Genomic DNA, 24,878 nt, shown 5'->3' with positions numbered 1-24,878 from the left:
AACTCTGTCCGTTTATGTTTCAGGTTGAACAAAACGATGATGAGCTGCAAGATAAGCCAAATAAAGCACAGGAATGATAAAGAAAGCGACACTCCAAAAATCGAGGTAAACATAAAGAATCGCCCCCAAAAACGCACCGACAATAAAACCAACAACAATGCTTAAACTTTGCAACAATTTCCGTTTATTTTCAGGACTGGTCTGTCTCATATAATTTGAAATATCGATCCCTAACTGGGTGGTATTTCCTGTCATCATTGTACTTGGACTAATGTGTTTAATTAGCGTTTTACTTGATGTGTTTCGAATTGCCAAGGCAATTAAACCCAAACCACCTGTAAGTGCGACTGTAAGACTATTTGCATTGTTGAACGGCTCGAAATAAAGCCCAGACAGCATAAAGCCCGTTAAAAAAATGGCTTCACCAAGAAATAGGTAACTCAGCGTCTTACTCTTTTGAGCACTACGATCGATACAATATTTGGTGATCGCCACTGTCACAATGAACAATGGGATCGCAGCAAGTTTAATCCAGATACCCGACCCACCACTCACCCATGCGGCACCAGCCAGTACCAAGTTTCCTGTCACATGTGCAGTGAAAAAGCCGAACAGTGCAATAAAACCTATGGTATCAATTGCACCGCCAACGACAGTGAGTAATACTGGATCTCGACAACTGTCCCATAAGCTCAAGGGCTGTTTTTTTATATTCTCATCCATCTTCTAATTCCTAAAAAACAAGCCTATATTCGGCTAAATTTCAACTGATCAAATTTCTTAGCGCAGGAAGTAATTGTTCACCGATGACCATTCCTAACAGGCCACACAATGCCACTAACGGTGGTGCTGGTGATTTAACATTCAACAAGTAATATATGACACCGACCAAAAGCCCAGCAGTTAAAGAGATCAAATACATTTTCATCATGCTTTTCCCTAGATTTCACTTAAAATAAAGTGAAATCTATCTGCGGATCCAAGTTAAAAAGCAAAACAAGAGCAGCCCAATGCACCACAAAAAGACTTTTTGTCTTTGTCATTAATGGGCACATCCAACATCCATGCATGGCTATGCCCATGCATACCACAGCTACTAGAACACGCACACGCTGCCGAGCTACTTTGTAACGGTGATAACGAAGGTGCATTGCGATTTTCTGACCGTCGCCATTGCCCACCAAAACGTTTGACTGGTGACCAATCTGGTGATGCTGGTGGAATCGATGGATCTTGATCCTTAAACTCTGCGCCTGCATAGACAATTTTGCCATTCATCACTGTCATAACAGACTCAATCCACTGAATTTCATCATCTTCTATATTAAAGTAGTCATCTGAAAGCACTATCAGGTCAGCAAGCTCACCTGAACTTAATGCACCTTTGTGCTGATGTTCTCCAGAGAACCATGCAGAGCCTTTGGTCCAAAGCTTTAACGCTGTTTTTCTGTCTAATAGATTTTGTTCATCATAAAGTGGTAAACCACCGACTGTTTTGCCTGTACTTAACCAACTTAAGCAGACCCATGGGTTATATGAAGCAACACGTGTCGCATCGGTACCCGCACCAACGGGTACGCCTAATTCCAGCATTCTTTTCACAGGCGGAGTCGATTTTGCTGCATCCAAACCATAACGCTGAACAAAGATTTCCCCTTGATAGGCCATGCGATGTTGAATCGCAATACCCCCACCCAAAGCACCAATCCGCTCAATATTTCGATCTGAAACCGTTTCAGCATGGTCGATAATGAAACGCGTCGCAAAAGGCTGTCTACCGTTGACGCGTTCGAAGACATTCAATAAACGATTAATACTTTCATCATAGGTGGCGTGAATGCGGAATGGCCATTTCTTTTCAGCCAACAACTCAACAATGCTTTCTAGTTCAGCTTCCATCTTTTCTGGTAAATCTGGTCGTGGTTCATAGAAATTTTCAAAGTCTCCTGCTGACCATGTCAGGTTTTCCCCTGCGCCGTTTACCTTCAGTAATTCATCGCCATCACCAGGGAATGTCATCTCCGTCCATTTTTTATAATCATCAAGTTCTTCTCCTGCTTTTTGCGCAAATAGGTTATAAGCAATCCGAACTGTCATTTGATCATTATTATGCAGAGACTGAATCACCTCATAATCATCAGGATAATTTTGGCCACCACCTCCCGCATCAATTGCGGAGGTAATGCCTAAACGATTTAGTTCACGCATAAAATGACGTGTAGAATTGACCTGATCTTCAAGCGGCAGTTTTGGTGCCTTTCCTAAAGTAGAATAGAGAATCATTGCGGATGGTGTCGCGAGAAGTAGTCCTGTCGGCTCACCCCTCTCATTTCTCTCAATCTTTCCACCTGGTGGGTCTGGTGTATCTTTATTAAAGCCCAGTACCTCAAGTGCAGCACGATTCAACATCGCGCTGGCATAAAGATGTAAGACAAATACGGGGGTATCTGGCGCGGCTTGATTTAGCTCGTCCAAAGTGGGCATTCTTTTTTCCACAAACTGAAACTCAGTCCACCCGCCCACGACTCTAACCCATTGTGGTGCTGGTGTATTCTCTGCTTGCTCTTTTAACAGTCTTAATGCATCTGAAAGTGAAGGAACACCTTCCCAACGCAACTCCATATTATAGTTCAGACCACCTCTAATAATATGCAAGTGGCTATCATTTAAACCAGGAATGACTCGGCGACCATTTAAATCAATCACTTTGGTTGTACTGTTTGATAAGCGCATGATGTCATCATCACTGCCCGTTTTTACAACTTTTCCATCAGCAATTGCAATTGCTTGCGCCTCTGAAATCTGTTCATCAAGGGTGGTTATTTTGGCATTTCTTAAAATCAATTGAACGTCTGACATCAGTCATTCCCTCCGAGCCTAGCCTTATTATTTTCAGTTTTAGGTAGTGGAGGCATATCATGCCTCCTCCATTTTTAATTATTTCGCTGCAATCGGCGCCAATACTTCGTGTGGTGAAGTGGTACGTTCTGCTGCTTTATGTACCATGGTATATGCATAGTCGACACCCATCCCATAGGCACCTGAATGTTCCCGAACAATATCCATCACTGCATTATAAGTATCACGTTTTGCCCAATCACGTTGCCATTCAAGTAAAACTTGTTGCCATGTCACTGGAATGACACCCGCTTGGATCATTCGTTGCATTGCATAGTCATGTGCTTCTTTGCTGGTACCACCCGAAGCATCTGCAACCATATAAATTTCATAACCGCCTTCTAGCATCGCACTTAAAGCAAATGAGTTATTACATACCTCTGTCCATAAGCCTGAAACAATTACTTTTTTGCGTTTATTATTTGCTAAGGCATCACGCACTTTCTGATCATCCCAAGAGTTCATTGAAGTACGTTCTAATAATGGTGCTTGAGGAAATACATCTAACAGTTCGGGATAGGTATGACCTGAAAAGCTTTCTGTTTCAACGGTCGTAATGATGCTTGGAATATTAAAAACTTTAGCAGCTTTTGCTAAACCGACTGTATTGTTTTTTAGTACTTGACGATCAATCGACTGTACGCCGAATGCCATTTGCGGCTGATGGTCGATAAAAATAATTTGGCAGTTTTGTGCAGTCAATAGTTCTAAATTTGAATGGCTCATATTGAATTTCCTTGTTTATCGATGTTTTCTGAACACAGGATTAATATTGCAAATTAAGAAAAAGAACACAGCAGTATTATTAAGACGAATTGTTCTATTTATAAAACAAAAATATTGAATTTCCGTGATATTTGATACTTATTGAAACACTGATAAAGATTATTTCTGTATAGCATTAAAGAAAAAGACCAGCTAATAGCTTAACTGGTCTTTTCAAAATATTCGGTTTATCTTTAATAGATAAAGAGAATGTCTATATTTTTATAATAAGTTAGAAATTTACACTCCATGACAACTGTGCCGTGCGAGGTGCGCCAAGGAATAAGTAATCATCCCCGAAGAAACTCCCTGCATCTCGCCAGTATTTTTGATTAAATAGGTTATCTACATTTAATCTAAAGTTATTGTCATAACCATAAGCACGGAAGTTATAAGCTGTACCTGCATTAAACACTGTATAGCCTGACACTTTTACAGTACCTGTTTTCTCTGCATATTTACTGCTGCTATATTGCATACCAGCCAATAAGCGTAAGCCTTCCACTTGTGGTAGTTGATAAGATAGATAACTGGCAAAACGCACAGCAGGTATGTTTTGAGTTTGATGCCCTTGATATTCAGCCGATTGAATATCTTTTAAACGTGAACGTGTCAAAGCCAAAGTAGAAGTGATATCTAAATTTTGACTTAAGCGTCCTTGTGCACCGAACTCCAAACCAAGATTGTGTTGTTTACCTTCGGCAACATAGTTACTCGTTGTATCGGTATACTGATTGTCCTGTTTTAAATTAAATAAGGCTGCTGTAAAGAGTAAATCTTGCCACTGCTGCTTAACACCTAATTCATACTGAGTTGAATGTTTTGGTGCCAATGTGGCAAATGCATTGTTGGCATACCATGGCGCTTGTCCACCATCACTCAGACCTTTGGCATAGGAAGCATATACATGAGTACGTTGCCAAGGCTGATACATCACTGCAAACTGCGGCAAAAAGCGATTAAAATTAGTGTCTCTGATTTTGTTGCCTTCTGCATCATAAGCATCTTCATTTAAATGCAAAAGCTTTCCACCTGCCAAAACAGACCAATTACTATTAAAATCAATCTGATCTAATACATTCAAGGCTGTTTGCTGACTGTTTAATGATTTGTAATGTTGGCCTAGCTTCTTATCACTCGGTGTATATTGAATAGGATCAGTATAGATATTTCCCGTACCCACTAACTCATTAATCGCATCATATTGTGCATGGCGCTTATAGCTTTGTGATAACTCTAAGTTGAGTTTGTGTTGCCATGACCCTGTATCGAACTTACCGTTTAATCCAGCTTTAAATTGATTGGTTAGATAGCTGTCATCAGGGCTGCGAAACTCATAAATATCATAGTTACCATTTTGATCAAAGCTATTTCCTAGACCCGTTGTTTGGCATATTTCACTATAACACCCCCAAGCAAATGCCGAATAATCATCAACCACTACTCGACTTTGTGACGCTGAAAGATTTGCTGTCCAGTCATCATTTACTTGGTAGCTATACTTTAAACCAGTATTTATGCTTTCGTTAATGACTGGTTTACCCCAGCTTTGATGTCCCAATAAACGATCCCACTCAACATCTGTAGGTACTGTTTTTCCATCAAGTAATTGGTAACCCGGAACTGATCGCTGGCGTTGACGTTGTGACTCGAGATCAAATTCGAGTTTTGAACGATCTGAAATTTTCCAGTCCAAAGCAACGGAACCAAACCAACGTTGTCCATTAACATGCTCGACATAGGGATGAATTTCTTCTTTGGCAAGATTGACTCGATAGCCAAATTGCTGATCTACACCAAGCAAACCACCTAAGTCTGCGGCTACACGATTACCGCCATGACTGTCTGTTTCCACGGTGATAGAACGAATCTCTTTGGGACGTTTGGTCACATAGTTAACCACACCAGCAGGCGTTGACATTCCACTTTGAATGGCACTAATACCTTTTAAAATTTCAACCTGTTCTTTATTCTCAAGTGCAACATTTTGCTCACCGCGCAGCAAGTTACCATTCAGTAAATAACTAGAGCCCAAATTTAAGGCAAAACCACGCATGACAATATTTGGGTAATAACCAATTGGTGCATAGCCATCACCTGCCGCTGCATCATTCTTGATAATGTCCGTTAATGTTTTAGCATGTTGATCTGCAATCCGTGCCGCAGTTACTGTACTGATTGATGCTGGAATTTCAGCAAGCTGTTGTTGCGTAAAACCCGATAAATTAACAGTCGGTTGATAATAAGAAGCCCCTGCTGTTTGGGCTTTTACTGTAATGGGTGCTAATCGCGGTGTATCACCTTCAGTTTCAGCATAGGCTGATATGGAACTTAGCCCAAAACATGAAAAAGAACCAACCGCCAATAATGCTTTTTGTAAACGAGAAAATGGATACGTTTTCACAGTCGTTGTCTAACCCCAAAAGATAATCTTACAGCATGAATTTTACGGGCTTGAGTATTCACAATTTTCCCAAATTGAACAAGCATGTTATGCAACATATCTCAATTTTTTATAAATTTTTTCGATACAAAATCAATGAAAGAGATAAGTGTTGCTTGAGTTTAGTATAAGCTTTCATATTTTTAATGTAGAATGATTCTCAATTACAACCACGTCAATTTAAAAGTAATTTCAGGCTAAGATCAAAGGAAATAAGATGATAAAAGATAAACTGTTCAACCGAAAAAATGAAGTCAAACACCTCATTCCACTTTTATCAATAGGTGGATTTATCTTTTTATCCAACTCATCTTTTGCTGCCTCACCTACAGAAACTGCGAATTCTGAGAAAGCCTCAGAAGTACTGCCAACCATTACCATTACAGCTTCACGTGCAGATGAACTCTCCTCCTCGGCAAAGCAAGTCACCAAATTAGATGAAAAACAAATTGAACTTCTGAAAAATTCCTCTTCAGGAAATATTGCCACCGTACTAGCAAAAATAGTCCCAGGTTTATCTGATTCAAGTCGTACCATTACCGATTATGGGCAAACTTTACGTGGTCGTAATGCACTGATCTTAGTCGATGGTGTACCCATGAATTTAACCCGAGATACCTCCAGAGGCCTTTCTGCAATTGATCCTGAAAGTATTAGCAGTATAGAAGTCATCCGTGGCAGTAATGCCATATATGGTAGCGGTGCAGCTGGAGGTACAATTTCCATTACCACAAAAGCTGCAGGTGGTGAACCTACAGCAAAAACAGTGATTGGACTGCAAAGTGGCTTAACTAATCTTCGCTCCGATGCCTTGAGTGGTGACATCCATCAATATTTTTCAGGCAGCCTAAATAACTTCGATTATGCACTAGACTTTGGTTATCAACGTATTGGCAGTCCATACGATGCACGTGGAAGACGTGTTGCGCCTGAACCAAGCCAAGGGGATCTATTTGATGCAGATGCCTATAGCATCGGTACCAAGCTTGGTTACCACATCGATGACAATCAATATCTTCAGTTTGCTGCAAATTATTATAATGCTGAACAAGACTCAGACTATGCATCTGATCCGAGCGTAGCCCAACTCCCTGCGGGAAGCGTTCCTGCTAAAGCAATCAAGGGACTTAAACTAAACGACCAGAATAAGAACGAAAATCAAATCTACAATTTGACCTATTCCAATAAAGATTTTTTTGGCAACAAAGTAGATGCTCAAGTCTATTACCGAGATTTCTTTACTCGTTTTGCTCCATTTGATGCCCGTAAAGTGGCAACACGCGGTGGACAAGTGGATCAGGTATACCAAGAAAATAATGTGCTGGGTAGCCGTTTAACGGTCAATACACCACTTGAGTTCTTAGGTGACACCTCAATTGTTTGGGGCGGTGACTTTAGCCGTGAAAAAAGTGAAATGCCATTAGATACTTTTGACCCTAAAATTTATGATCAGTCTGGTGGTCTGGAATTTGTCAAAAATGGAAAACTGATTTATTTACCAGAACTCACCACTCAAAGTATCGGTGGATTTGCGCAATTAAAGCACCGTTTCAGTGACCAATGGTCAGCGGAAGTAGGTACACGCTATGAAGACAGCTATGCCAAAATTGACAGCTTTATTCCATTGTCCCAACTTGGCAAAGCCAATCCATATACGGTGCAAGGTGGAAAAGTTAAAGCAGATGCTTGGCTGTACAACGCGAATGTCAGCTTTGCACCAAACGATGAACACTCGATTTACGCCTCCTTTAACCAAGGTTTCCAATTACCTGATGTTGGTATTGTCATTCGAAATGCTAACATGGGCTTTAACTTAGCTTCTTCATTTTTAGAGCCAGTAAAAGTGGATAATTATGAACTTGGTTGGAATGGTCATTTTAAGAATTTTAGTTCTAGTTTAGCGGTGTTCCATTCCAAATCAGATCTAGGCGGGGTTCAGTCTTTTAACAATGGTTTAGTGTTGGCCAGAACCAAAGAAAAAGTGACGGGTGTTGAAGCAACGCTTGACTATCTTGACGATGCTAAAGTATGGGGAACTGGTGGTAGTATCACTTGGATGAAAGGTCGTGAAACACCGCAGAATAGTAATACCGAGCAAGATATGACAGGCTATCGTATCCCACCGCTAAAAGTCACAGGCTATATTTCTTATAGTCCGACCGATACCTGGACCAACCGTCTACAAGCCACTTATTTCGGTGCAGAAGATTACCGCTTAAATGGTGTGAATAGTTTTGGTCGTTATGATGTGAAGTCATATACAACTGCAGACTTACTCAGCAGCTTCGCACTAAATAAAAAGGACACAATGACTATTGGCTTAGAAAATATATTTAATAATCAGTATTACCCGCTCTATAGTCAACTGATGAGAAATAGTAATAATACCAGTCACTTATTAGCGAACGGCATAACACTTAAAGTGTCTTATAGCCATAAGTGGTAATTTAAAAAGTGATAGCCGCTCAAAAGCGGCTATCTTTACCTTTTTGAATTTCTTCAGCTTTAATACTTCATTAATTGGCTGTATCAAATCCATAAATGAATCGCAAATGGCCCAACCAAAACCATCAAAATACCCGCAATCACCATGGTTAAACTTGCGATCACACCTTCTTCACTATTACGTTGCTGTGCTCTTACCGTACCAAAACCATGTGCTGCATTACCAAATGCTGCACCATTTGCCACATTAGAACGGATTTTGGTAATGGCTAAAATGGCATCGCCACAAATCATCCCAACCAAGCCTGTAATCACTGTAAATAAAGAAACCAAAGCGGCTGAACCATGAATATCCTCTGCCAAAATCATGGCAAAAGGTGTTGAGATAGAGCGTGCCATCAGACTATTGGTTACTTCAGGATTAAAGTGAAATAACTTTGCCATCTCATAGGCAGACATCACACCCACACTCATCCCCACCACAATCGCAATCGATAAGACCCCCAAGTTTTTACGAATCGTGTCCCGATAACGGTAAATTGGTACGGCGAAAGCAACAGTTGCTGGCCCAAGTAAATTTACGATCCACTGCGTATCTTGTGCATAGGTTTGATATGAAATTCCAAAGATCGCCATCAACAGAATCGTGAGTACGGGCACACTAATCGCAGGAGATAACCATAGTTGAGGATGCTTTTGATAGATACGCTTTGCCACGATGTATGCAAGCAGCGTCCAGATCAAGCAAACAATTGACCAAATATTCATATTGATGACCTTAGATGTGCTTATGCTGAAAACGTTTACGTGTCTGTAGGTAGCTTTTTAAGCGGTTGTAATAATGGATGGTTAAACAGGTGCTTAACATGACCAAAATAGTACCAATGGCAATACTCGATACAATTTGCCAGCCTTCGGTCATAAACAGGCTTTTATATTGCACGACAGCGACCACCACAGGTACAAAAAACAGTAATAGCTCCCCTAAGACAAAGGTAGCGCCCATTGCCACTTGATCCATCTTAATGACTTTAAAAAACAGGCAGAAAAGCAATAGAAACATCCCCAATATGCCTGCTGAAATTGGGATACCGAGTTTCTGGTTTAAGACATAACCTGCCAACCAGAATCCAGTAAGAATCAAAATTTGTTTCACTAAGGCCAAGAGCGAATTTTGTGGGAGAGATCTAGAAACAGCTTCGGTACTCATTTAACGACATCAGATGGTGAACAACAGGATGATCTTATCCACTGTACATCGATATAATATGAATTATTCATGTTAAAATTATGCCTAAATGGAATAATTTTAGGTTTGTTATGCTTTCACTAAAATCATTACAATGCTTTGTCAGTTTGGTAAACAGTAAAAGCTTTACTCGTACTGCTGAAGAGCTTTCCTTGACACAGCCGACCATCAGTAAAATGCTGCAACAGCTGGAAGAACAGCTTCAGGTCGCATTATTTGTAAAACCTGAATATGGTCGAAAAAGACAAGTTGAACTGACTGAAATAGGACAGCGTGTTTATCAACATGCAGTAGGATTATTGCAAGCCGAACAAAATATCTTTCTGGAAATCGAAAATTATCAACAATTAAAAACAGGCACCTTAAAACTCGGTGTGCCTCCACTCGGTTCGCAACTACTCACCACCGCCCTGTTTGATTATCATCAGCAATGGCCAGATATCGAACTTGCTTTTCTTGAAGTGGGTTCTCGAGGGATCGAGCAAGCCTTGTTGAATAATGAACTCGATGTCGGTGTGTTATTACAGCCCTTTGACCATCAAATTTTCAACAGTATTGAACTGTGTGATTACCCACTGATGGTGCTATTGCGACGAGATGCAACTTGGGCAACCCGCAAGAAAATACATTTGGAAGAACTGCAACAACAATCCTTTCTGATGTTTCCTGAAAATTTTTCGCTCAACAGCATCATTCTTGATGCCTGCCAACAGCACGGCTTTTATCCAACGATTGCTTGCCGTACCAGTCAATGGAATTTATTGGCTGATATGGTACTACAACGTATGGGTATTGCCCTACTGCCACAATATTATACCGATATGCTTGATCCCCAATTATTCGCAGCAATCCCGCTGGAAAAGCCCAACATTCAATGGCATTTGGCCATGGCATGGAAAAAAAACCTTCCTGTCTCTCCTGCAGTACAAGCATGGCTCAGTGTGATTCATCAACATTTTCAAAAAATTAGGCCCAAGTTAGAGCAGTGAAAAAGAGGAATAACATTCTCAGAAAAATGGATAAAGCTTTGCCACAAAAAAGCTACCCAATCTTGGGTCAGCTCGCCTAGACTAGAATGATCTGTTGATCATATGGCAAATAACAATGAGTGATTCAAACTATATCCCCCCGCAAGTTTGGCAATGGACTGGAGAAAAATCTGATTTAAATCAACCCACGTCTGGCAGCCGCTATGAACATATATTACCTATTGGTAAACATCCGCTTCAATTGTATTCATTGGCAACGCCAAATGGCCAGAAAGTGACGATCCTGCTTGAGGAACTATTAGCCTTGGGATATCAAGATGCCGAATATGATGCATGGTTGATTAAAATTGGAGAAGGCCAACAATTCAGCAGTGGCTTCGTTGAAATTAACCCTAACTCTAAAATCCCAGCATTAGTTGATCATAGCCAAAATCCACCATTACGTATTTTTGAATCAGGTTCAATTTTGCTTTACCTAGCCGAAAAATTTAAAGCCTTTATTCCAACTGATATCGCTGCACGGACTGAATGCCTAAATTGGTTATTTTGGCAAATGGGAAGTGCACCCTACCTTGGTGGTGGTTTAGGACATTTTTATGCTTATGCACCTGTGAAAATTGAATATGCCATTAATCGCTTTGCTATGGAAACCAAGCGCTTATTGGATGTTTTAGATCAACATTTAGCACAACATGAGTACTTGGCTGGTACAGAATATACCATTGCGGATATTGCAGCTTTTCCTTGGTACGGTAGTCTGGTGAAAGGTTGGGTCTACAATGCAGATGAATTTCTAGCTGTGGATCAATATAAACATGTACAGCGCTGGGCAGATGCGATTCTAGCGCGGCCCGCCGTGCAACGAGGGCGAATGGTTAACCGTACTTTTGGGGATTTGGAAACCCAACTGCATGAACGCCATGATGCAAGTGACTTTGATACCCATACGCAAGACAAACTTCAATAAGTAAGATTTAAGCCTAATTTTTATGCTAGTTCGCTAGCATAAAAAATTTAGATGAAACTCAATGAAAGAAATAGCTTACTAAAAATTAAGTAATATCTTGTATGGTGTACACATGAACCTGTATCAATTGTCTTTTCGAATCCTCCCCTTATTGATGTGTATGGGTCTTAGTTCATCAATTTGTTTAGCAAAAAACTTATCGCTTTTGTTAGATAAAGATTTACAAGAATCATTAATTACGATCAATGGAAAAGAATTTATTGAAAAGAACCAAATAAAGACACTTGCCAATAAAAGCTATCAATATTTTTCGGTTAAGAAAGAAAACGGAATGATTTATGAAGCGTATATCAGACAATGCGCTGGTGATTACTTAAAAAATCTTGATAAAAAAGAAACAAAAGCATTCGATATCTGTACTCATGAAGTTATGGATAGTTTAGATGAATTAATGAACCAAACCAAAGCTTTGCATATCCATTTTACAGGTACGCAATATGTCTATGACGGCGATGAAAACTCTACCCTGTTCCATTATTATTCTTTTGTTCATGTTAAAAATTACTATATGACCAATGAGCAAAAACATCCAATGTATGGGGTAATATATCGCTGTAAAGTGAAAGCTGAGACAATGAGATTAGAGGAATTTGTTGAGTATGCGAAAAATAATTGTGCCAATACAATGGCTGTATCAGCCTCATCCTCTTTGAAATGAGCGCCGATTATTCTGCATATGGTGACTATTAGCCCTTGATTTAAAATGCTCATCTGACTGCAATAGCTTATTCATTAAAGCAACTTAAGTATGTATAAAGTAATATTTTACCTATCAATGTAATCAATATAAAAGCACATATTTCATCATAACAAATTGTATAAAAAAGATTTTTCAACCAATCAATAAATTTATTGCGACATTTTCTCTATTCAAAAAAGTCAATCAATTGCGCTATTTTCGCTATTTTGTATTTCAGGATTTGGCTTTATTCTGAAAGATAGAATGGGAAAAGCATAGAGACATCCTGACCTAGGATTTCTGGATTCAATAGATGGGAGCAGTGAGTTGAGTAATATATTACAGTCTAAAAATGATGGGATACAATTTCCAATTCAATCCGGCAAACAGGCTCCCAGTACGACAAATACAGCAAAGAAAATTCTATATGCCGCATTGAGTAGCGTTGATTCTCCACTTGCATCACAACTTAAAGCAGAAAAAAATTGGAGAAAAAAATATCCAGCTTACTTTCAAGAACTTGTAAAAACAGGAATTAGCTCGGTACATTATCCATTACTTATTGCCCAAAATGGTCTAGATGCAGCTAAAAATCTCTTCACATTTAATAGAGCTGGTCAACAATCGACGTTAGAACAAGCAATGTCTGATATTAAAGACCAACCTTTTGATAACTATGTTTTAAAGGGCGTAGGTAATTCTGCGATTGAACCTTGGTATATTCCTTTCAATGGAGAAAAATTACAGGGACAAGCATTACTCGAACAAATAGATCGCTGGGAAAATCAAAAAGTTATCGAACCTAGCCATGCAAAAGCACTACGCCTACTCCAAGCTCACCCTGAATGGTTTGATCTATCTTCACGGACTATGGTGTTGTTCGGTGCAGCTTCTGAAGCGGGTCCTCTCAGTTGGTTGGCAAAATGGCGTGCCAATATTATTGCGATTGATTTACCAAATCCTCAAATATGGGAAAAAATTACTCAAACAGTTGAGCAAGGTAACGCGACATTGATCGCTCCACAGATCAGCTTAGCCAATAAAGAGAAACAGCTCGGTGCCAACCTATTAACCCAAACTCCAGAAATTGCGAATTGGCTGAATACCTTTGCAGAAACCTTAGACCTTGCAGGTATTGCATATTTAGATGGTGAAAAACATGTCCGTGTTTCAATCGCCATGATTAGCATTATGGAGCAAGTGAGCAAACAAAAAGCGGACAGCAGTATCATGTTTATGCTGACGCCAACTGATATTTATGCGATTCCAAAAGCTGTAGTGAACTCCATACAAGAAAAAACTCAACAGCGTCCAATGATAGAAAAGTTACTCACTCGATCTATTCACAATATTTCCTTGACTAACTTCTTTAAACCAAATGCAAAGCAGTTAATCCAATCTGATAATGGTCAACAGTACGGTATCTCCGATTGTATGGTCATTGAACAAGGGCCGAACTACGCCCTTGCTAAACGCCTACAACAATGGTTTGCAATACGCAGCCGTGCACGTGGCCAAAAAACGGTCATCAATATTGCACCCTCTACGACAACACACTCCGTGGTTAAAAATCCAATTCTCAAAGCTGCCTTTGCTGGTGCAGATTTATTTAAAGTAGAAACATTCAGTCCAGAGACGACCAATGCCATCATGGCAGCGCTTTGGGTACATGATTTAAATAATCCAGAAAGTGCGACCAATCCAACCAAACAGTTAAATCATCCTTTAGATTTGATTATGGAAAATGCCAATCATGGTGGCTTGTGGCATGTACCTTACTTGGCGCGAACGGCTTTACCCTTTGCAGCTGCATATGGTTGGATAAGAGGAAAGTTCTAACAAAAAAGTTATTTTAAGCTGAGCGAGAAAATGTCGAATGCATTCTCTCGCTCTTATTTTATGCTAAAGTTATTGCAAATAATTATCATTACCATGCATAATTAATGAAATTTCACTTAATTATGATTGGTAAATTGACAATGACTAAGCAAAAAGTGGTTTCAAACGATAACAATATACTCAAACAAAACGATCATATGAGAAATCTCGAACAGACCGAGATGACAATTACTGCAATTTCAAGGCCATTCCCAAGCATTTTAAGAGTTCATGCTAAAATTAATACAAATCAACCAGATATGTGGGATAAGCCAAATTTAGCTGTCCGTATCGAAGTTTCTGAAAATTTAACCCGTGTTTATACTATTCGCTCATTTAATCGTGATCACCACGAAGTAGAAATTGATCTGATTGAACATGAAGATGAGAGTCCTGCAATGCAATGGATACATCAAGCCAAGGTAGGAACAAAAACGCAGCTGATTGGACCAAGACCACATTTTGTTCCAGATTTTGAAGCAGAAAAGCATATCGTGATGTTTGCTGATGACACCGCCCTTCCTGCGCTTTATTCAATCTTGCAACATTGGCAAAACAATATAACTGCAGATATTTTTATTGAAAGTCATGACGCCAATATTTGCGAATACCTCCCAAATAAAGAAAATGTCCAAATACATTTACTGCAAAGAGAACGCCAAGATCAAGCAGGAAAAATGGGGCTGTTGCTAAAAGCTGCTTACCAATTTAAAGAAACAAATAACCTAGTTGTTTGGGCTGCATGCGAACGGAATGAAGCCAGAGCAATTCGCAAATTCTTTTTAGAGGAAAAGTCACTGCCTAAAAAAGATGTACAAGTGACAGGTTATTGGAATGTTGGTCTTTCAAGTACGATTTTAGATGAAGTTCGGTTGGAATATTATCAAAAGCATTTGGAAGCAGGAAAAACACTAGAAACATTTGATGATTTAGATATGCCTGTATAAAAACGTTAGAGATTTAACAAGAGAGTTTTAAAACTCTCTTGTTTTTTTATCGATACTTATCAGTACTAAATTTAGTTGTTTTGAGTCATTTCATCCCATTCTAGAAAGGGATTGTCAAAGCTTTTCCACGCATTTGCCCCTAGTGCCATTTCTTCATCATTTAATAAGCAAGCATTGAAACTTTGAATCAGTTCAGACTGATTCATTTCCATTCCAATCAAAACAATTTCTTGTCTGGCATCTCCTGTTAGATCATCCCATTTCTTTTCTATAGCTTCGCGACTCTGTTGATCTTCTGGCCAATGTTCATCTGGTACAGCTGCCCACCAATAACCTGCAACCCCGTGTCTCGCCATAGCGCCGGCTTGAGACCAAGAACCTGCAAACTCAGGGTGAGACGCTAACCAGAAAAAGCCCTTTGAACGAATTACTCCTGACCATTCAGATTGGACAAAATCAAAGAAGCGTTGCGGATGAAATGGTCGTCGAGCACTATAGACAAAGCTGCTTATACCATACTCTTCAGTTTCTGGTTGATGTTCTCCTCTAAGCTCTTTTAGCCATCCTGGTGCTTGAGCTGCTTGGTGAAAATCAAATAAGTTCGTATTCAATACAGACTTAAGATCAACCTGTCCGAATTCTGATGTTTCGATTTTTGCTCTTGGGTTAAGTGAATGGAGAATTCCAAATAATCTGGCTTTTTCTTGTTCGTCGACTAAATCGACTTTATTCAATACGATTACATCACAAAATTCAATTTGATCAATTAAGAGATCGACGACATTCCGTTGATCTTCTTCACCTAATGATTCTCCTCGAGATTGTAAACTGTCTAGCGAACTATAGTCTTTTAGAAAATTATAAGCATCAACCACGGTCACCATTGTATCTAGTCGGGCAAATTCATTTAATGAGATACCATTTTCATCTTCAAAAGTAAAAGTTTCAGCAACAGGTAAAGGCTCAGAAATACCTGTTGACTCGATCACCAATTGGTCAAAACGTTGATCCTCGGCTAAACGGCGTACCTCAAGTAATAGATCTTCTCTCAAAGTACAGCAAATACAGCCATTACTCATCTCAACCAATTTCTCATCTGTGCGTGATAGCTCTGCTCCACCTTCTCGAACTAAAGCAGCATCAATATTAATTTCAGACATATCATTAACAATTACAGCAACTTTCCTGCCTTCTCGATTGTTTAAAATATGATTCAGTAGCGTCGTTTTTCCTGCACCCAAAAAACCTGATAATACCGTTACAGGAAGTTTTGATGGAGTGGCTAAAGAATGATTCATTGGCGTTCTCACTGTTTAAGTTTTTTAGAATCCATACTTAAAAGCACGGAAGATTTAGACCTAATATTCTTTAATGATTAGGATTGAGAATTGGCATGTTTTGCTTTCATTCGGTTTTACCCATCGTGTTGAGATGTGAGAGAACAGAATTAGAAAAATCTTTCATACACGGTGATGATGTATAACGATGATCCACACCCCATGTACGATGACCAGCAGCATCAATATGAATTTGTCCTGATTCATAGACACCCAATCCCATATTCAGCGCTTCACCGTGATCTAACCAAAATTGGCAAAGTTTCAGTTTTGTTTCTTGGATAAATATTTGCTGTTTAGCATCTGGGTTCTGATCGCCAATGCGGAAATCTAAAGCTGCATTAAAAACATGTTTTGAACTTCCAGCTCCACCAGCACACTGATTTAACAAATTATTTCGATAAACGGAGGTCACTGTGAAATTTTGAATCACTTGCTGCTCAACCAACTGATTCAAAATATTCAGTGTTGGAATAATGTTGTTCCAAAGTTCTTGATGAGGAACTTCATATTCATTGGCATGGCACTTTTGCCAATCCTTAGCAGTCTGTAGAAATTCATAGTCAGGAATATAAAAAACTAGCCCCTTATTTTTTAAAAAAGTTTTATAGGCCTTTATCTGTTGCTGATGTTCAATTTGGCCTGACCATTTTAAATATGAAGATGGAGCCATATTTTGTTGTGAAAAATTGGAAATACTATTGATATTATTCGTAAAAGATGAACTTTTAATAATAGGATGAACCGTTTGTTTAGGGTTTTGGGTATTGTATTGACATGCTGAAACACAAAAAATAAAACCTAAAAGATAAATATTCCTCATGTCGATACACCACCACCCAGTAATCAAAGTACAGATGGCAATTTCACCACCATTAATTGTTATGTTATAACATAACAATTAATGGTGCAAGCTCAAGCATTAAACAAATAACTCTTAGATGCTTAGAGCTGAGCCTGATCTCCTTTTATTCTTCGACGAATTTCTTCACGCCACTTTGCAGCATTATCTTGTTGCTTATTCAACACGACACCAAGCATATAAGCGGTTACCGCAGCACCAATGAGTGCGATCCCACTTTCATAAATGATATCAATGACAAATTCAAATATGCCCTCTGATAAAAAGCTTAATACACCTGAATATTTAAGAAATTTTGCAATCGCAACAATCACAATGCCTAAAAGTGCACCAGCCCAGAGAAAAAATTTATGGATATTGATTGGAGCTGTTATTTCATCAATTTGATCAGGATATTCACGGTAATATTCCACCTCTTCATCTGTAACTTCAGGCGAAGATTTGAAGAATAACCGCATAAAAAGCGCATCATGATCTAGCTTTAAGCCTTTTTTCATTCTCATCATCTATATTTTTAAATTGATAACATGTTAGCTATTTTTGATTTACTAATAAATAACCGCTATAACTAAACATTTGAGGCCTAAAAATAAAAAAATCCTTAAAATTATTAAGCAAAATTTAACGGTAAAATGCACAAAAATACGACTATAGTGATGAAATTTAATAATTATTCATGTAAAAAAGTTATCATTATTCATTAAAAATAATTAAGTATCCTCTTTAAAAAAAAGATTTCTTTGTTATAGTATTTCTCCAATGGTTTCCATAAAGAGATCAATCGGGTGTTGATGCTTGGAAGATTGCTTGGGTTCTATGCAATCTTTTTACAAATCGCTGTGTTCTTACAGCCATTGCTGCCAGAGAAATATCAAGTTTCTCCAGTATGTGAGACTATTACCCAAATTTTATTACAAGACCATCATTCTACCTCTCCGCTCCATAGCCATCATCATATTGCTGCTCAGCATGATACTGTACATGAGCATCAAGCTTTTTCAGCTGAAGTTAAAACGTCGGCAAGTCACCATCACCACCATGATGCAAACCATCAGTGTCAATACTGTGTGGTGTATAGCCATGTATTGCCTTTACCAGATGTCGATCTAAAGCAAATTCTAGTCCGAATTCAGGTTCGATTTCTGGCTTTTATTGAAAACTATTTCCATGTTTTCTTTCAGCTTCAACAACTCTTTCTCACTCCTCAAGGTCGAGCACCTCCTCTCTTAATCTCATTCTGACTTGAAGCTCAAAACTTTTTAGTTTTGAAAAACTTTTATTCAAGAGATTATCGTCATGTTTTCTTTTTCTAATCATACGCTTAATTGGGTAGAGCTTTATTCAACCTCAAGTTTATCTCATCAGCAACAAGATGAGGTGCTGTCATGACTTTAGGTTTTACTGCACTCGAATTGGCAAGAATACAATTCGCTTTTACCGTCTCCTTCCATATTATTTTCCCTGCGATTTCTATCGGTTTGGCCAGCTTCTTGGCTGTTTTAGAGTGGCGTTGGTTACGGACTAAAGATCTAATTTATAAAGACCTGTTTAAGTATTGGGTCAAAATCTTTGCGGTTGCTTTTGGTATGGGGGTTGTTTCTGGTGTGGTGATGAGCTACCAGTTCGGCACAAACTGGAGTGAGTTTTCCCGTATTGCAGGAAGTGTGACGGGCCCTTTACTGACTTATGAAGTCCTGAGTGCTTTCTTCTTGGAAGCGGGCTTCTTGGGTATCATGCTGTTCGGTTGGGGGCGTGTCAGTCCCAAGGCCCATTTCTTTGCCACCTTAATGGTCGCGATAGGTACCTGTATCTCCATGTTCTGGATTCTGTCCTCCAACAGTTGGATGCAAACGCCTCAAGGTTTTGCGATCGAGAATGGCATTATTGTGCCAACCGATTGGTGGGCAATCGTCTTCAATCCCTCTTTCCCTTATCGACTGGTGCATATGGCAATTGCGGCCTTCATGGTTGCAGCGCTACTCGTTGCGGCAACAGCGGCTTGGCATTTGCTCAAAGGTCGCCGTGATGCCTTGGTCAAAACCTCGTTTTCGATGGCAATGTGGCTCATTCTGGTCTTAGCACCCTTGCAAGTTTTTGTTGGGGATGCACATGGTTTGAATACTTTAGAACATCAACCTGCCAAACTTGCAGCGATGGAGGGCCATTGGGAAACCAATTATGATGAGGGCATGCCACTCTACCTATTTGGTGTTCCTGATATGCAAGAAGAACGCACCAAATATGCCATTGCCATTCCAAATCTAGGCAGCCTGATCTTAACTCACTCTATGGATGGCACGGTCAAAGGCTTAAAAGACTTTGCCCCAGAAGATCGACCAAACTCTACCATTGTATTCTGGAGTTTCCGTGTCATGGTTGGCTTAGGTATGCTCATGCTTTTGCTTGCCGTCGCTGGTGCTTGGCTCAGAAAAACTGGAAAGTTGTTTGAAAGTAAATGGTTTCACCGCTTTGCTTTAGTCATGGGACCATCAGGATTTATCGCGGTACTCGCAGGTTGGTTTACCACCGAAGTTGGTCGCCAGCCTTGGGTGGTTTATGGGGTAATGCGTACCAAAGATGCACTTTCTCCTGTTTCAGCCGAACAAGTTGGTCTGACCCTTATTATTTTTGTGGTGGTGTACTGTGTTGTATTTGGAATCGGGATCTATTACATGCTGAAACTGATGCATAAAGGCCCGCAATTTGTTGAGGCTGTGGATCTTGAGCCAGCAGGCCATGGGCACTTCAAAACACCAATGCGTCCTTTAAGTGCGGTCGATGAAAGCATTGACCAACAAGACTCGACCAAAGAGGAGAAACACCATGATTGATTTATCTCTGATTTGGGTCGGCATTATCGGTCTCGGTGTCCTGATCTACGTCATTCTGGATGGCTTCGACCTCGGAATCGGAATTCTGTTTCCCTTCATTAAAAAAAGCGAAGAACGCGATGTGATGATGAATACTGTCGCACCGGTCTGGGATGGCAATGAAACTTGGATGGTACTCGGTGGTGCAGGCTTATTTGCCGCCTTTCCATTGGTATATTCAACAGTGTTATCAGCTTTATATATGCCGATTACCTTGATGGTGATTGCACTGATTTTCCGTGGTGTTGCCTTTGAATTCCGTTTTAAGGCGAATCGTACCAAGCATTTATGGGATCAAGCTTTTATCTGGGGTTCAATTCTATCCAGCTTCCTGCAGGGCGTGATTTTAGGCGCTTATATTCAGGGTATCCAGACCACTAATGGTATTTTTTCTGGTTCAGGTCTGGACTGGCTGACTCCTTTTGCCTTATTTACTGGACTAGGCGTGGTTGCCATGTATGCCGCTTTGGGCTGTGGTTGGCTGATTATGAAAACCGACCATGAATTACAAGACCAGATGTATGCGCTGATGCCTAAATTGATCATCTTACTATTTGTGGTCTTTGCTGGGGTCAGTTTATATACCCCACTGACTCATCCTGAAATTGCAGCCCGTTGGTTTGCCTTACCAAATCTACTGTATTTTAGCCCAGTACCCATCTTGGTCTTACTCTTTACATTCCTGATTTTAAAAGCATGTAAACAACGCCAAGAGTTAAAACCGTTTATCTTTACCTTGGCCTTAGTGTTCTTGGCGTTTACGGGTTTTGTGATCAGTCTCTGGCCGAATATTATTCCGCCTTCGGTCACCATTTGGCAAGCTGCTGCACCATATTCCAGTCAGAAGTTTGCTTTAGTTGGTGCTGTGATACTGATTCCGATCATTATCGGCTATACCATCCTATCGTACTGGGTGTTTAGAGATAAAGTACGGGTTGGTGATACAGGTTATCACTAGGAGGCAGTGTAATGAAACTATCTAAAACACAATGGTTTATCGTACTTTGGCTCGCTGGGTTTTTAGGTTTATTGGCGATTGCAATGTTCTTTCGAGTATTGTTAAAACTCGCTTATTAAGCTGACATTTTTCCTTCCAATAAAAAAGACTATACCGAGGTATAGTCTTTTTTATTGGTATCAGGGAATTTAAGCCTCACGCAGGTCGCAGAACAACTTGGTTTTTCTGATTTATCTACTTTTTCATAGGGCTATAAACGTTGGGCAGCTATCGTGCCAAGTCAATTCCAATAAAATCTTGCGACCATGCTCAATCTGAAAATCAGCATGACTAAGCTGTATAAAAAAGCAAGTGAATTTCCGATAAAGGTAAATTCAGAATGTATATAAAGCATGCTAACATCAACATACTGACAATCCATCATGTCAAATTATTTGGAAGGGTTCCAATATGTTAAAAACACAACAGGTCAAAATAATACAAGAATTCAATGCGCCCATAGACAAGGTGTTTGCAGTTCTCAGTGAACATGAAAATCTCAACAAGATTTTTGCACCCGCAAAAATCACGCGTATCAGTAATGGCAAAGAAGCGCGAAATGGCGTTGGCTCTGCACGTAAACTTTCTATCCCTTTAGCCCCGTCATTTGTTGAAACAAACTTGGTTTACCAAGAAAATGAATTGATTGAATACGCGATTACCAGTGGTATTAGTCCAATTAAAGCACATCGTGGCGTTATGAAATTTACCGATTTAGGCGGCGATCGCACTCGCTTGGATTACACCATTAGCTTTAAAGGCCGTGTTCCTTTGATTGGCCCAATTATTAAGGCTGCATTACAAAACGGTATCAACCGTGGTCTGAAAAAACTAAAATTTTAATGTTGTTTAGGCATTGCTCCTTGACGGTTTCGTTCTTACCGTCAAGGTTTACGCTATGCTTAAAGTGAAGATGTCACTGTGCCTAGAGGTTCTTTCCGAGTAATTGAATGCTCTGGCTTACGTAGTAAAATTAATGCTGAGATTGCGGCCAATAAGATCATAGGAATACTAGAGGCAATTACAACAATCTCACTTTGCCCAGTTCCGAGTAGATAACCTGCAACTAAAGGCCCTGCAAAAGCACCTAAGCGTCCTACAGCAACCGCAGCCCCCACTCCCGTGCCTCGCATTTCAGTAGGATAATACTTGGCTGCCAAGGTGTATAAAATTGACTGGCAACCAATCACGAACATACCACAACATGTAGCAAACAAGATAAAACTCGACGCGCTATTGGAATAGGCCAAACCAATCAATGAAACCAGAATGCCCGCATACACACTGGCAACGATAAAGAATTTATTCAGTCGATCCAACATCAAACCTAAAATCAATACTCCAATCGAACCACCTAAATTAAAACCAATCTGAATATAACTGGCTTGTTGCTTATCAAGTCCTAGTCCTGAGATTAACGTTGGTAACCAGTTCTGAAACAATGCTAAAACCAACAAGGTACCAAAAAAGCTGAGCCATAGACTAGACGTCACCACGACACGTGGTTTGGCAAAAAGGACGTTTAACACACTTGGTTTTTGTGTACTCACCTGAGGGATTTTGTTCAGATATGCTTTTGATTCAGGTAAAAAGAAAATAAGAATAGGAACTAAAATTAAAGGGGCAATCCCGCCTATATAAAAGATATGTCGCCATTCATGATCTGCTGTCAAAGACAAGGCAACCACGGAAGTCAAAACGCCGCCTATCGGCATACCACAATACATCGCACTGACAGCCGTCGCTTTATACTTTTCAGGTACCGCTTCTGAAACCATGGTAATCACGATGGGCAAAGCCCCACCCATGCCGAGTCCAGTCAGAAATCGAACTAAAAGTAAGGAATTCAAATCTTTGGTAAAGGGCGTCATTAAAGACATCAAGCCAAAAATTGCAATCGAAGTGATAAATACTTTTTTGCGCCCAATCGAGTCAGCAATTCGGCCTGCAATCAGTGCACCAGGTAATGTGCCTAAAACGGCGGCACTAAACACCCAACCCATCTCGGTACTGTTTAACAGCATTTCTGCTTTCATCCGCGGTGCAGCAACCCCCATAGACTGCAGATCAAATCCTTCAATAATGGCAAAAATGAAACAGAGGATGAGTGTAATCACGATTGCTTGTTTTGAAGCGCCTGCCTCTATATTGGTCTCTTTTAACATTGTTATCTTCCCTTTTTGATTCTTCCAGTTTATCGATCTAAAATTCCAAATATCGATTTAAATATCCTTTAAGCCGCTAAAAAGACTAGCAGAGCGAATATAGTTACGCAATATGTATTAAAATTATGCAATATGTAATTCGAATAACTTGAGGCGTCTCATTTGAAATATAACAAAAAGATCATTTTTAAATCGCTATTATTAGCTCCAGTTCCCTTACTCTGCTTGATGGCTATGCTGTTTATTCTCATGAACAATGCGTTTAAATTCGGTTCAATATTTGCAGTTATTGTCGGGCATCTTCTGGTTTATTTGGCTTATTGCCTTTTGACCGTTCCATTTTCATTCTTGTTCTCGCTTGTCTTAAATTGTTATCAATATCTGAATTTTTTCACAATCTGCTTAAGCTCATTCGTCGTTGCGGCACCCTTTTTTACTCTTTTAGCTTGGGCTCATACAGGCCAACTCTCAAAGCAATGGTGGCTGGTCTATGCGGATATTTTTTCCTTGTTTATCGCTCTCATTCCAGCGATTTGTTACTGGCTGATTTTGATTCATCTTAAATCCCATCAACCAGATCGCATCGATTTATAAAATCTTTACTAAATCAGATAAATGCTGAATGGTATGTGTGATATTTAATTGCAACTGATTGGGTAAATTATTTGGGTTATACCAACAGGTCGAGATCTGACAAGAAGCAGCACCTTTCATATCCGCTTCAAGACTATCCCCAATGAACAGAACTTCTTCTTTCGCAATCTGGCTTCTATGCAAACATGTTTCAAAAAAACGCTGATCCGGTTTTTCATAGCCAATGTCATCTGAAATATATAAATCAGAGAAATGTGGCAATAAGCCAGCCAAGTCTAAACGAGCTTTTTGTTGAATAAGAATGCTATTGGATGCAGCGAATAGCTTATATTTTTGACTCAAATAATCAATGGCTTCAACTGCACCAGCCTCAAGCGTATGCTGTTTGGCTAAATTGCCTTGAAAGGTATCACGGAAATGGTCATGGTTAAGTTCAAGGTTTAATGCCCGAAATAATTGTTTAAATCGATTATTAATGACATCTTGTACCGTAATTTGACCTAACTTCTGCTTTTCCCATAAATGATGATTAATGGCTTTATAGGTTGAATAAGTAGCATCATCATGATCTAAATTAAATTCAGCAAAAGATTGAATAAATGCAGCGCGGTTAGCAACGCTAAAATTCAACAAAGTATCATCAATATCAAAGAATATAGCCTTGTACATCAGAGCAATCTTACAACCGAAGCAAATATTGAGATAATTTTATTATACCGAGTGATAAAAGAGC

Annotated in this window: 23 protein-coding genes; 11 read left to right on the top strand and 12 right to left on the bottom strand. The window is 39.5% G+C overall.

The features are described 5' to 3' along the window. Positions 1-12: 12 nt before the first annotated feature. The 5 genes from WA352_RS06535 to WA352_RS06515 all read right to left on the bottom strand — a co-directional run bounded on the left by WA352_RS06535 (position 13) and on the right by WA352_RS06515 (position 6,067). Positions 13-723 (bottom strand): YoaK family protein, encoded by a 711-nt coding sequence (locus WA352_RS06535; RefSeq protein ID WP_005203661.1) that lies wholly within the window; start codon positions 721-723, stop codon positions 13-15. A gap of 40 nt (positions 724-763) precedes the next feature. After that, positions 764-928 (bottom strand): DUF1427 family protein, encoded by a 165-nt coding sequence (locus WA352_RS06530; RefSeq protein ID WP_081406934.1) that lies wholly within the window; start codon positions 926-928, stop codon positions 764-766. A gap of 56 nt (positions 929-984) precedes the next feature. Continuing rightward, positions 985-2,859 (bottom strand): amidohydrolase, encoded by a 1,875-nt coding sequence (locus tag WA352_RS06525; protein ID WP_033132800.1) that lies wholly within the window; start codon positions 2,857-2,859, stop codon positions 985-987. Positions 2,860-2,937: 78 nt separating this feature from the next. Then, the gene (locus WA352_RS06520) at positions 2,938-3,624 is read right to left on the bottom strand and encodes a hydrolase (protein ID WP_005188475.1); all 687 of its coding nucleotides are present in this window, start codon (positions 3,622-3,624) and stop codon (positions 2,938-2,940) included. A gap of 271 nt (positions 3,625-3,895) precedes the next feature. Next, positions 3,896-6,067, bottom strand: a complete 2,172-nt coding sequence (locus WA352_RS06515; RefSeq protein WP_033132801.1) for a TonB-dependent siderophore receptor — start codon at positions 6,065-6,067, stop codon at positions 3,896-3,898. 256 nt (positions 6,068-6,323) lie between these two features. Here WA352_RS06515 and WA352_RS06510 point away from each other — a divergent pair, with 256 nt between their 5' ends. Next, positions 6,324-8,552 carry a TonB-dependent receptor gene (locus WA352_RS06510; RefSeq protein WP_033132802.1) on the top strand — a complete coding sequence of 743 codons (2,229 nt, stop codon included), beginning with the start codon at positions 6,324-6,326 and terminating at the stop codon, positions 8,550-8,552. An 83-nt stretch (positions 8,553-8,635) separates the two neighbouring features. Here the strand turns inward: WA352_RS06510 and WA352_RS06505 are convergent, their stop codons facing one another. After that, positions 8,636-9,319 carry an LrgB family protein gene (locus WA352_RS06505; protein ID WP_033132803.1) on the bottom strand — a complete coding sequence of 228 codons (684 nt, stop codon included), beginning with the start codon at positions 9,317-9,319 and terminating at the stop codon, positions 8,636-8,638. 10 nt (positions 9,320-9,329) lie between these two features. After that, entirely contained in the window at positions 9,330-9,761 is a 432-nt protein-coding gene (locus WA352_RS06500; protein WP_005203674.1) for a CidA/LrgA family protein, read from the bottom strand. Positions 9,762-9,871: 110 nt separating this feature from the next. Here WA352_RS06500 and WA352_RS06495 point away from each other — a divergent pair, with 110 nt between their 5' ends. From WA352_RS06495 to WA352_RS06475, 5 genes are all read left to right on the top strand, one after another. Continuing rightward, positions 9,872-10,789 carry a LysR family transcriptional regulator gene (locus WA352_RS06495; protein WP_081406935.1) on the top strand — a complete coding sequence of 306 codons (918 nt, stop codon included), beginning with the start codon at positions 9,872-9,874 and terminating at the stop codon, positions 10,787-10,789. Positions 10,790-10,904: 115 nt separating this feature from the next. Further along, the gene (gene yghU / locus WA352_RS06490; RefSeq protein ID WP_005313896.1) at positions 10,905-11,756 is read left to right on the top strand and encodes a glutathione-dependent disulfide-bond oxidoreductase; all 852 of its coding nucleotides are present in this window, start codon (positions 10,905-10,907) and stop codon (positions 11,754-11,756) included. A 112-nt stretch (positions 11,757-11,868) separates the two neighbouring features. After that, on the top strand, positions 11,869-12,474 hold the full coding sequence (locus WA352_RS06485) for a hypothetical protein (RefSeq protein ID WP_033132805.1): 606 nt from the start codon (positions 11,869-11,871) through the stop codon (positions 12,472-12,474). A gap of 348 nt (positions 12,475-12,822) precedes the next feature. Next, positions 12,823-14,334 carry a hypothetical protein gene (locus tag WA352_RS06480; RefSeq protein ID WP_033132806.1) on the top strand — a complete coding sequence of 504 codons (1,512 nt, stop codon included), beginning with the start codon at positions 12,823-12,825 and terminating at the stop codon, positions 14,332-14,334. Positions 14,335-14,474: 140 nt separating this feature from the next. Further along, the gene (locus WA352_RS06475) at positions 14,475-15,320 is read left to right on the top strand and encodes a siderophore-interacting protein (RefSeq protein WP_033132899.1); all 846 of its coding nucleotides are present in this window, start codon (positions 14,475-14,477) and stop codon (positions 15,318-15,320) included. 71 nt (positions 15,321-15,391) lie between these two features. Here the strand turns inward: WA352_RS06475 and zigA are convergent, their stop codons facing one another. The 3 genes from zigA to WA352_RS06460 form a co-directional block, all read right to left on the bottom strand. After that, positions 15,392-16,618 (bottom strand): zinc metallochaperone GTPase ZigA, encoded by a 1,227-nt coding sequence (gene zigA, locus WA352_RS06470; protein WP_033132807.1) that lies wholly within the window; start codon positions 16,616-16,618, stop codon positions 15,392-15,394. A gap of 106 nt (positions 16,619-16,724) precedes the next feature. After that, on the bottom strand, positions 16,725-17,480 hold the full coding sequence (locus WA352_RS06465) for a D-Ala-D-Ala carboxypeptidase family metallohydrolase (RefSeq protein WP_033132808.1): 756 nt from the start codon (positions 17,478-17,480) through the stop codon (positions 16,725-16,727). 122 nt (positions 17,481-17,602) lie between these two features. After that, entirely contained in the window at positions 17,603-18,016 is a 414-nt protein-coding gene (locus WA352_RS06460; protein WP_033132809.1) for a hypothetical protein, read from the bottom strand. Between the two features lie 294 nt (positions 18,017-18,310). Here WA352_RS06460 and WA352_RS06455 point away from each other — a divergent pair, with 294 nt between their 5' ends. The 4 genes from WA352_RS06455 (at position 18,311) to WA352_RS06440 (ending at position 22,229) form a co-directional block, all read left to right on the top strand. Further along, positions 18,311-18,760: a DUF2946 domain-containing protein gene (locus tag WA352_RS06455; RefSeq protein WP_004807031.1), complete on the top strand. Its 450-nt coding sequence runs from the start codon at positions 18,311-18,313 to the stop codon at positions 18,758-18,760. A gap of 144 nt (positions 18,761-18,904) precedes the next feature. After that, the gene (locus WA352_RS06450) at positions 18,905-20,350 is read left to right on the top strand and encodes a cytochrome ubiquinol oxidase subunit I (protein ID WP_033132810.1); all 1,446 of its coding nucleotides are present in this window, start codon (positions 18,905-18,907) and stop codon (positions 20,348-20,350) included. After that, the gene (cydB, locus tag WA352_RS06445; RefSeq protein ID WP_033132811.1) at positions 20,343-21,347 is read left to right on the top strand and encodes a cytochrome d ubiquinol oxidase subunit II; all 1,005 of its coding nucleotides are present in this window, start codon (positions 20,343-20,345) and stop codon (positions 21,345-21,347) included. Before WA352_RS06450 ends, cydB begins: the two co-directional genes overlap by 8 nt. 450 nt (positions 21,348-21,797) lie before the next feature. Then, the gene (locus WA352_RS06440) at positions 21,798-22,229 is read left to right on the top strand and encodes an SRPBCC family protein (protein ID WP_005313868.1); all 432 of its coding nucleotides are present in this window, start codon (positions 21,798-21,800) and stop codon (positions 22,227-22,229) included. Between the two features lie 59 nt (positions 22,230-22,288). Here WA352_RS06440 and mhpT read toward each other — a convergent pair whose 3' ends face one another. Then, the gene (gene mhpT / locus WA352_RS06435) at positions 22,289-23,551 is read right to left on the bottom strand and encodes a 3-(3-hydroxy-phenyl)propionate transporter MhpT (protein WP_033132812.1); all 1,263 of its coding nucleotides are present in this window, start codon (positions 23,549-23,551) and stop codon (positions 22,289-22,291) included. 162 nt (positions 23,552-23,713) lie between these two features. Between mhpT and WA352_RS06430 the strand changes: the two genes are divergently transcribed. After that, positions 23,714-24,145 (top strand): hypothetical protein, encoded by a 432-nt coding sequence (locus WA352_RS06430; protein WP_033132813.1) that lies wholly within the window; start codon positions 23,714-23,716, stop codon positions 24,143-24,145. Here the strand turns inward: WA352_RS06430 and WA352_RS06425 are convergent. Further along, complete coding sequence (locus WA352_RS06425) at positions 24,140-24,814, bottom strand: YjjG family noncanonical pyrimidine nucleotidase (protein ID WP_033132814.1); 675 nt, start codon at positions 24,812-24,814, stop codon at positions 24,140-24,142. The two genes, WA352_RS06430 and WA352_RS06425, sit on opposite strands and share 6 nt — an antisense overlap. Positions 24,815-24,878: the final 64 nt, after the last annotated feature.

Origin of the sequence: Acinetobacter sp. 102, assembly GCF_037028485.1 — a bacterium.
GTDB classification, from domain to species: domain Bacteria; phylum Pseudomonadota; class Gammaproteobacteria; order Pseudomonadales; family Moraxellaceae; genus Acinetobacter; species Acinetobacter higginsii.
This window is presented reverse-complemented; position numbering and strand designations above follow the sequence as displayed.